Genomic DNA, 8,804 nt, shown 5'->3' on the forward strand with positions numbered 1-8,804 from the left:
GTCGGCGGAGCGGGCGGCGCGGGCGCTGGCGGAATCGGAGGCGCGGGCGGGACGGGCGCCGCGGGCGGCGCCGGTGGAATGGGCGGCGCGGGCGGCCAGGGGGGCGGGGGCGGGGGCGGCCCGACGTGCCCGATCACCAGCACGCCGATGGTGCTCGTCGAGGGCCCTGAGGGTCCTTATTGCATCGATGCGACCGAGGTCACGAGCCTGCAGTATTCGAAGTGGCTCGACACGAACCCGACGCCGCAGCAGCAAGATCCCGTGTGCGGCTGGAAGACCACGTTCGTCCCGCGCTCGAGCGGCAACCAGTGCAATCCGAGCCATTACGATCCGCAGGGCAAGCCCGAGCACCCTGTGGCCTGCGTCGACTGGTGTGACGCGCGCGCCTTCTGCGAGGGCGTGGGCAAGCGCCTGTGCGGCGGGTTCGGCGCGTCACCGCTCGACTATGACGATTTCAACGATTCCACGAAGAGCGAGTGGACGTACGCCTGCTCCAACAAAGGGGAGAGGAACTATCCGTACGGCGATGACTACGAAAAGGCCAGGTGCGTCGACGATCACTTCGACGGCATCGAGAACTCCGCCAACGGCAATCCCGAGAAGGTCAAGGCCGCCACGAACTGCAAGGGCGGCAACGGCTTCTCGAGCCTCTTCGACATGTCCGGCAACGTCTGGGAGTGGGAGGACTCCTGCAAGCCCAACGGAAATCCCAACGATTCCAAGGACGATCAGTGCCGGGATCGGGGCGGCTCGTTCTGGGATCTGCAAGACCGACTGGCTTGCACCTCCGACACGGTCGATCGCAGGCGCGACGCGTTCAACAAGAACCTCGGCATTCGCTGCTGCGCCGATGCCATCGTCCTCGTGAACCCCTGACCGACAAAAAGAGCAAGGGACACCTCGGGGGAGCGAATGGGGGCGCTCCTCCGAGGTGTCCCTTGTTCCGTGCTTCAGGCCGCGACCGTCAGCTTCGAGCGCAGGTAGCGGGACACCTCGTCGAGCTCGTAGGGCTTCGGGACGAACCCGATCGCGCCGCACTCGGTCCGTTCGAGCTGGCGTTGCGAGAGCGGATACGCGCTCGTGAGAATGATGCGAGCCCGCGGGAACCCATGGCGGATCTCCCGGGCCAGATCCAGGCCGTTGAGCTCGGGGATCATGAGATCGACCATGACCACGTCGTACCCTTGCCTGTCGTCGAGGTGGTTTTTGACCTCCTCGGCGGACGTGGCGAGGGCGACCTGGTAGCCTTCGAGGCGCAGAGCCAGCGACAAAGATCGACGCTGAGCACTTTCGCTGTCCACGATGAGCACGCTGGGCATGTCTCACCTCCCTCCCGTGGGGCCTGAAAAAGGAACGAGGGACGTACTAGCAAGGGCCAGGCCAAGACCCGTTCCGCCCAGGGAGGCCGCGGATCCTGGGCGTTTCGAGGGGGGTCGCAGGATTGACCAGGGCTGAATCGGGGCGGTCGCGTTTCACCCGTGAAATCCGGGGGCCGCTTCCGGTTTTCGTCTTCGCGATCCGGGGCGCGGTATCTCAGGGTCGGCTCGGGGCCGTGGCGGCGGGCAGGGTGCGGGTCCGGGCGAAGTTGCGTGTCGGGTCCACGACCTTCACCTCGCCGAACCTTTGCAAGAGTGGGCCCACGCTCGTGGCGTCGCCCGAGACCACGATGACGCCGTGACCGGGGCGCACGTGCTCGGCGAAGGCCTTGGCCGCGGCCTCGGGAGCCAGGGCGCGGAGCGTGGCGATACGTTCGTCGAGGGCCTCGTCGGGCAGGCTGCGGGAACCGAGGTCGCAGAGCTCGTCCGCTCGCCCGCCGGGCCGGCTCGTGGTCACGGCGCGGACGCCGCCGAGGAAACGCGCGGCGGTCTCCATTTCGCGGGGGCTCGGCGCCTCCTGGGTGAGGGCGCGCAGGTGGTCGAGGACCGCCGTGAGGGCCTCGCCGGTGCTATCGTTGTTCGTCTTCGTGTACACGTAAAACGCCGACGGCCCATTCGCGAACGGCACGGTCTCCGCGAAGGCGCGCGAAACAAGCCCCCGTTTGTTCCGTAGATCGACGGCGAGCCTCCCGGTGATCGCGCCCCCGAGGACCTCGGCCGCGGCGACGAAACCCGCGAAGGTCGGCTCCGACTCCTTCGGCCCGAGCGACCCCACGACGATCTCGCTTTGCGCGCTGCCGGGCCTGTCGACGAGCGTGATCTTCGTCGACTCCGGGGGCAACGGGTCCGTGAAGGAGGGGGCCGGGGCGGCCTTTCCGGCGAGCCCGCCGAGGTGTTTTTCCGCGACCTTGCGGACCTCGTCTGCGGGCACGTCGCCGGTGACCGCCGCGATCATGTTCTTCGGGACGAAATTCCGGCGATGATAATCCTTGCAATCTGCGGGCTTGATTTGCCCGATTTCCTCGGCGGTCGCGTCGAACGAGGCATAGGGGTGGTGCTCGCTCGGGAGCGCGAAGAGGTCGCGGTGGAGCATCATGAGCGCGCCCCACGCGCCGTCGCTGCGGGCCTTCTCGGCGGCGCGTTCGGCGAGCGCGCCCTGCACGCGCTCGATTTCCTTCGGATCGAGGCGCGGGCGGCCGACGACGGACGCGAGCACCTCGGCCGCCTCGGCGAGGCGGGGCGCGGGCACCGAAATGCCATACACCACCCGATCCGCATTCAGGTCCACCGACAAACTCGCGCCGAGACCTTCCAGCCGCTTTCGCAGCTCGACGGCGTCGAGCGATCCCGCTCCCGACGAGGCCACGGCCCGCGCGCAGACCGCCGAGAGCCCCGTCTTTTCTCCGTCCACCGCCATCCCCGCGAGCACCGCGAGCCGCAGGTGCGCGACAGGCACCGCGCGATCGAGCAGGCTCACGACACGCAGGCCGTTTTTCAGCTCGATCCATGTCGTCTTCGGCGTGGAGAACGGCCTCGGCGGCGCCGATTCGGGCGGCGGCTCCTTCGGCTCCGGGGCCGCCTCTGGCACCGATGGCTTCGTGTCGGCCGTCTTTGCGGGCGGAGGTGTATGCACCGGCTGTGGCGTGACGGTTTGGCCGGGACAACCCGTGACGAGCAGGGCCAAAAGCCCGAGGACAGACGCGCGTTTTCTCATCGCGACCCCTCCGCCGCGCTCGCGAGGTTGCCCGCGGCGCTCGGCTTCGGCCGCGTCTCGATCACGGTTCGACGTTTCGTCACGAGAACCTGCGCCACCGCTTTTTGCACGTCCGCCGGCGTCACGCTCGCGAGCCGCTCGAGCTCACGCCCGATCGCCCGCGCGTCCCCATGAAAGAGCTCGTATTTGCCGAGCTCCAGGGCGCGCTGACGATTCCCCGCGAGGCCGAGGACGAAGGCCGCTTCGAGCCTCTTTCGCGCCCGGATCGTCTCCGCCTCCGTGGGCGGCGCGTCGGCGAGCTCCCTCAGCGCCGCGTCGATTCGCTTTTCCACCTCGGGCACGGCCGCGTCCTTGGCGAGCCGCACCTCGATGCGGAAGAGCCCCGGCCCGCGGCCGAAACGCGCATCGACCTCGGCCCGCGCCTCCGTCGCGAGCGCGTCCCCGCGCACGAGGCGCGCGACGAGCCGCGAGCCCTCGCCGTCGCCGAGGATCACCTGCGCCAGACGGAGCGCGTCGTGCTCACGTGTACCGAGCTTGGGCATCACGAACCCATACGAAAGCGCCGGCGCGCGGGCGAGCGCGTCCTCGACGACCTCGCGCCGCTCCGCGGCCTGCTCGGGCACGTTCGGCTCGACGAACGGTTTGGCCTGGATACGCGGGATGCCGTCGAAATACCGGTGCACGAGGTTCATGGCCATGTCCGGATCGAAATCCCCCGAGATCCCCAGCACCGCGGTGTTCGGCCCGAAATGCGCCGCGTGGAACGCGCGGACCGCGGCGACGTCCGCGCGATCGTGGCCGGCGTGGGCATATGCGAGGGCGCCCTCGAACGCGAGCGCGCCGAGCCGGGCCTCGGCTTTTCCGTAGGGCACTTGCTCGAGGACGGCGAGGGCCTTTTCGTCGGCGTCGATCGCCGCCTGGCTCAGATCGACGCGGTGCATGCGCTCGGCTTCGAGCCAGAGGCCGAGCGCGAGCTCGTTCTCGGGGACGATCATGGAATACGCCGTCCGATCGACCGCGCCCCTCGCGGTGACGAACCCGCCGCGACTCGCCACGAGCGATTCGAATTCGCCCGCTGCGAGGTTTTTCGTCGCGCCGAACAGGAGGTGCTCGAAGAGCCGCGCGAATCCGCCCTGACCCGGCGTCTCGTCGCGCGAGCCCACGTCGTAGGTGACGGCGAGGGCCACTGCGTTCGAGGCGTGATCCACGTTCATCACGACCCTGAGGCCGTTGTCGAGCGTCGCGCGCTGGATCGCGAGGCGCAGCGCCGGGGGCGGATCCACCTTCGGAGGCGCGGCGAGCGCGGGCGCGGGCGCGGCGGCGAGGGCGAGCGCGACGAACGACGAGCGCGGGGAGGGGAGGCGCATGGCCGGCGTTCTTACCACGAAGGCCCCGGGGCCTCAATGCACGGCCTTTCGCGCGGGCTTTCTCAGCGGCTCTCGCCCGCGCGCACGCTCGCGAGCCTGTCATAATGGCGATAGCCGAGCTTCGAGAGAACCTCGGGGGGCGCGAGGCCGATGTCGACCAGCGTCTTGATGTCGTACGTGCCTGCGAGGACCGGCGGCCGATAGGCCATCATCGTCTCGCGGGTCTGGAACGGCGGCAGCGGGAAGAGGCGCGTATCGGTGTGCACGTGGACGAAATGGGCCATCGAGGTGCGCGCATACCCCGGGGTCTTCGGCGCGGTGATCACGTGGGGCGTGGCGAGCAGGCGCCCCCCGGTCAGGATCTCGAGCTGCTGCCCGACCTGGGCCACGATGCAGCCGGGCGGCGCGGTTCCCGGCACGAGATCGCCGCCGGGGCGACCGTCCGTGCCCCGCGTGCGCAGAAAGAGCCCGCTCCGGTCGTCGGGCCGCGCGCAGCGATTGCGATCCCGATCGAGGAACCATCCGCCCGGCAGGAGCGTGAGCAGATTGAAATCGGTATGCTCCTCGCCCCAGAGGACGCCGTTTTCGCATTGCTGCTCGTCGAGCGGCAAGTACAGCAAGGCGCGCGTGATATGGGGAGCGCCGCGGGTCACAGAGGCGAACGTCTCACGCGGCAAGGAGAGCGCGTCCGCGCAGGCCCGGAGGAGCGCGAGCCCGGCGCCGTGCAGAGCCTGCCCGATCGCCTCGTAAAACGTGCGGAAGCGGGGCCGGTCCTCGGGCCATACGTTCGGCGGGTGGATCTCGGGGTAGAGCTCGGCCGCGACGGGATCGACCTCGAGGGGCGCGGCGAACCAGCACTCCTTGAAATCCGGCTGGCCCCCGGCGACGACGGCTTTTTCGGTGTTCGGCGGTGTGTATCCGCGCTGGAACCAGAGGTCGGCGCGGGCCCAGCAACGCTTCTCGGCGTCGGAGAGGGCGGTGAGGGCGAGGAACTCGGTGTAGAACGCGTCGAGCGCGGCGGGGTCGATGCCGTGGTTTTTCACGTACACGAGCCCGTACCGGCCGAGCCCACGCTCGATCGCGGCGGCGGCCCGTCGTTCGCGCTCCACGTCGCCGGAGCCGACGTCCTGGAGATCGAGAATGGGGATTTCATCGTGGAGCGTGCCGGTCATGGCGCGGGCACTACCACGGGTGGGGGAGGGGGCGCAACGGGGGGTGAGGCGGTGTCGATACGGAGATGAGGAGCCTCACATTGCGCAGAGGCCGTTCGTGCAGATGTTCGTGTAGCAGTCGGCCGGCAGGGTGCAGGGGTCGCCGACGTTCTTCACGCAGGTGTTCGTCCCGTTCATGTCGGGATCGCCGCAACGGGCGGTCGAGCATTCGATGTTGCCTGCGCACGGTTGACCGAAGGCCTTGAGACAATTTCCGATTCCACAGCTTTCCCCCTCTGCGAGGAGACATGCCTCACCCATGCCATAGCTTGGGTCTTCGCCATACTTGTCGACGAGGGAGCACTCACCGACGAATCCTGGATAGATGCACGTGACGCACTCTTCGTTGCACGCGGTGCCGCAACAAACACCATCCGTGCAGAACGTCGACAAACAATCCGTCTTCGCGAGGCAGGCTTTCCCCTGAGTGCAGGGCGAGCAATGCTCACCACCGCAATCTACATCCGTCTCGTCGCCATTCTTCAAAGCGTCGGTGCAGGTCACGCACTTGTTCTGGTCACACGTCCCGGCGCTGCTGCTGCAATGGGCATCGACGAGGCACTCGACGCACATCCCCGCGCCGTCACAGAAGCCTGCCGCACACACGTCGCCAAGCGTCTTTGCTGAGCAGATGCTTCCGGCGGCCGTGTTGCCGCACGTGTAACACGCATCCACCATGCACGACGTACAGCCGTCGCCGGCCATGTCGTTCCCGTCGTCGCAGCTTTCACCCGGGCCTAGGACGCCGTCCCCGCAGGCCGGCATGACCCCACCTGAGCCGCCGCTTCCGCCGGCGCCCGGGTCGACGAGCACGTACTCGTCCAGGCCGAGGATCTGGCCACAGCCGACCCCGAGCAGCGCCAGGGTTCCCAACCATCCGCAGATCCGCGCGTAAGCTCCGTTCACCGGTACCTCGAGGCCTCCGGGCGGACGCTAGCCGAGCTTCAGGCGGGCGTGAAGAGAGACGAAGGATGCGAAGGGGGGGGGTTGGTTGGGGAACGGTGCGCGGGGGCTCGTAGAGCCCCCGCGGCTACCTCACATGGCGCACACGCCATCCATGCAATTGTTGCTCGCGCATTCGCCGGCCGCCGAGCACGGCTCGCCGTTCGCCTTCACGCACGCCTTTGTCCCGTCCATCTCGGGATCCTTGCAATTGAGGGTCGCGCAGTCAGTGTTGGTCATGCATTCCTGGCCGACCGCTTTTCCGCAAGTTCCGGCGCCGGAGCACTCTTCACCCTCGGAGGCAAGGCACGCTTCGCCCATTCCGTAGCTCGGGTCTTCGGCGTACTTGGGGATGGCATTGCACTCCCCGATGGCGCCTGCCACGCCGCAAGAAAGACACGCGCCATCACACGCGGCGTCACAGCACACGCCATCCGCGCAGAACGTCGACGTGCAATCCGCGCCCGCGACGCAGGTCTTGCCCTGGTCACACAACCCGCAATGCGTACCACCGCAATCGACGTCCGTCTCGTCGCCGTTCTTCGTATTGTCATCGCAGGACGCGCATGCATCCTGGAAGCAATACCCGCCGCCGCACTGGGCATTGTCGATGCACTCGACGCACTGGCCCGTCGCGTTGCAGATCTTGGTGTCTTCACACGCATCGCCCGCGGCCTTCGGCGTGCAGACGCTCGGCGCATTCGCGTCACACGTGTAGCACGCGTCCACCGCGCAGGCCGAGCAGCCGTCGCCGTCCGCGTTGTTCCCGTCGTCGCACGTCTCGCCCATGTCGAGGACGCCGTCGCCGCAGCTCGACGCCATCCCACCCGAGCCGCCGTTGCCCGCGCCGCCCGTCGTGTCCGGCGGCGGGTCATTCTCTGCGGGACAACCCCCGAGCGCCGCCATCAGCGCGCCGAGGGCCAAAGCCAAGGTCATCGATGATCCATACCGATTCATTGGAGATTCCAACCTCTCGTTCGTCGGGGCGTCGGCCCTCGTTCAGAAGCTCCCCTTCACCACGACACCGCCCGGCGTCACGTGGAAGGAGGCAGAAGGTTCCGATTTCTTGCCCGTGAATGCATAGACAGCCGTCCCCGCCCCGACGACCCCTGCGCCGATCAGCGTCCAGAACGCCGTATTCCCGAGCGTGGTGCTCGTCGACTGTGCGTCATTGAAATCACTCACGCACTGCGCATTTTGCTGGACGCACTTATTCGCCTCCCAGGTGTCATAACTCCCCGACTCGACGACCGAGTACCCAATGAACGTCCCGAGGCTCACGAGCGCGAGACCGCCCGCAATGCCCGCGCCCGCGAGGATCAGCGTCTTGTTCCGCGCCGGCGGCGGGGGCGGCGGTGGGGGCGTGGGTTTGGCCAGGGGCGGCGGCGGGGGCGTGACCACGAGCGGCACCGTGCTCTCGGCGCCGGCCGCGACCGTGAGCTCTTTCTTGGCTTCCGGCATCCCTTCCTTGCGCGCCGTGAGGGTACGCGGGCCGGGCTCCACGAAGACCGCGCCGTTCAGCGGCGACTTCCCGACCGGCTTGCCGTCGACTTGCACCTCGGCCCCGTCCTGGTCGACGCTCACGATCAGCGTGCCGACCTTGGACTTCGCCTCGGCGAACATCTTCTCGGCTGCCTGACGGTCCTCGGGCTTCGCCGCCTGGCCTTCGCGCAGGAAATACGCGAGGTGCTCGGCCGCGTCGCGCGGCGTTCCGAGCTGCATCTCGGAACGCGCAAGGGCGAGCGCAATCTCCGCGGTTGGCTTGATCCGGAACGCAGCGTCGAGCGCCTCGCGGGCCTTGCCGTGCTGGCCGGCTTTCTGCGCCCGCAGACCCTCCTCCAGTTTCTTCGCCGCTTCCTTCTGCGGATCCGCAGGCGGCTCCGCCGGCGCCTTTGCATCGGCCCCGGCTTGCGCCTTGGCGTCGGCGGGCGCGGCGTCCTTTTTCTGGTCCGGTGTCCCGGCTTGCGCCTTTGCATCCGCCGGCGCGGCGGGCGGCGCGGCGGGGGCCTTTGCCCCCGGCGGCGAGGCCGGAGGCGCGGCGGCGGGGGGCGTAGCCTGTGCTTTTGCGCCTGCCGGAGGCGCGGCCGGAGGCGCCGCAGGGGGCGCCGCCTGTGCTTTTGCGCCTGCCGGAGGCGCGGCCGGAGTCGCCGCAGGGGGCGCCGCCTGTGCTTTGGCGCCTGCCGGAGGCGCGGCC

The 8,804-nt window shown here is 68.7% G+C and carries 8 protein-coding genes; 1 reads left to right on the top strand and 7 read right to left on the bottom strand.

Annotated elements, in window-relative coordinates:
- Positions 1-876 (top strand): formylglycine-generating enzyme family protein (locus tag QHF83_RS52055; protein WP_282425648.1); only part of this gene is annotated, 876 nt, incomplete at its 5' end.
- 74 nt (positions 877-950) lie between these two features.
- Here QHF83_RS52055 and QHF83_RS52060 read toward each other — a convergent pair.
- The 7 genes from QHF83_RS52060 to QHF83_RS52090 form a co-directional block, all read right to left on the bottom strand.
- Positions 951-1,319: a response regulator gene (locus QHF83_RS52060; protein ID WP_282425649.1), complete on the bottom strand. Its 369-nt coding sequence runs from the start codon at positions 1,317-1,319 to the stop codon at positions 951-953.
- Between the two features lie 214 nt (positions 1,320-1,533).
- Positions 1,534-3,090, bottom strand: a complete 1,557-nt coding sequence (locus tag QHF83_RS52065; RefSeq protein ID WP_282425650.1) for an insulinase family protein — start codon at positions 3,088-3,090, stop codon at positions 1,534-1,536.
- A complete protein-coding gene (locus QHF83_RS52070) occupies positions 3,087-4,457 on the bottom strand; it encodes a pitrilysin family protein (RefSeq protein ID WP_282425651.1) in 1,371 nt (456 codons plus the stop codon). The genes QHF83_RS52065 and QHF83_RS52070 overlap by 4 nt, the downstream gene beginning before the upstream one ends.
- Positions 4,458-4,519: 62 nt before the next feature.
- Positions 4,520-5,629 (bottom strand): 2-oxoglutarate and iron-dependent oxygenase domain-containing protein, encoded by a 1,110-nt coding sequence (locus QHF83_RS52075; RefSeq protein WP_282425652.1) that lies wholly within the window; start codon positions 5,627-5,629, stop codon positions 4,520-4,522.
- A gap of 75 nt (positions 5,630-5,704) precedes the next feature.
- Positions 5,705-6,574, bottom strand: coding sequence for a DUF4215 domain-containing protein (locus tag QHF83_RS52080; RefSeq protein ID WP_282425653.1), 870 nt, complete (start codon positions 6,572-6,574; stop codon positions 5,705-5,707).
- Between the two features lie 129 nt (positions 6,575-6,703).
- Positions 6,704-7,546 (bottom strand): hypothetical protein, encoded by an 843-nt coding sequence (locus QHF83_RS52085; RefSeq protein WP_282425654.1) that lies wholly within the window; start codon positions 7,544-7,546, stop codon positions 6,704-6,706.
- Between the two features lie 63 nt (positions 7,547-7,609).
- Positions 7,610-8,804: PEGA domain-containing protein (locus tag QHF83_RS52090; RefSeq protein WP_282425655.1), on the bottom strand; the 1,195-nt coding region annotated here is incomplete at its 5' end.

Source organism: Polyangium sp. 15x6 (assembly GCF_029960785.1).
In the GTDB taxonomy this organism is placed as follows: domain Bacteria; phylum Myxococcota_A; class Polyangia; order Polyangiales; family Polyangiaceae; genus Polyangium.

Bases quoted from the DNA above. Each gene is read 5' to 3' on its own strand.
- QHF83_RS52075 (WP_282425652.1), bottom strand. From the start codon at position 5,629: ATGACCGGCACGCTCCACGATGAAATCCCCATTCTCGATCTCCAGGAC.
- QHF83_RS52085 (WP_282425654.1), bottom strand. From the start codon at position 7,546: ATGACCTTGGCTTTGGCCCTCGGCGCGCTGATGGCGGCGCTCGGGGGT.
- QHF83_RS52060 (WP_282425649.1), bottom strand. From the start codon at position 1,319: ATGCCCAGCGTGCTCATCGTGGACAGCGAAAGTGCTCAGCGTCGATCT.
- QHF83_RS52065 (WP_282425650.1), bottom strand. From the start codon at position 3,090: ATGAGAAAACGCGCGTCTGTCCTCGGGCTTTTGGCCCTGCTCGTCACG.
- QHF83_RS52070 (WP_282425651.1), bottom strand. From the start codon at position 4,457: ATGCGCCTCCCCTCCCCGCGCTCGTCGTTCGTCGCGCTCGCCCTCGCC.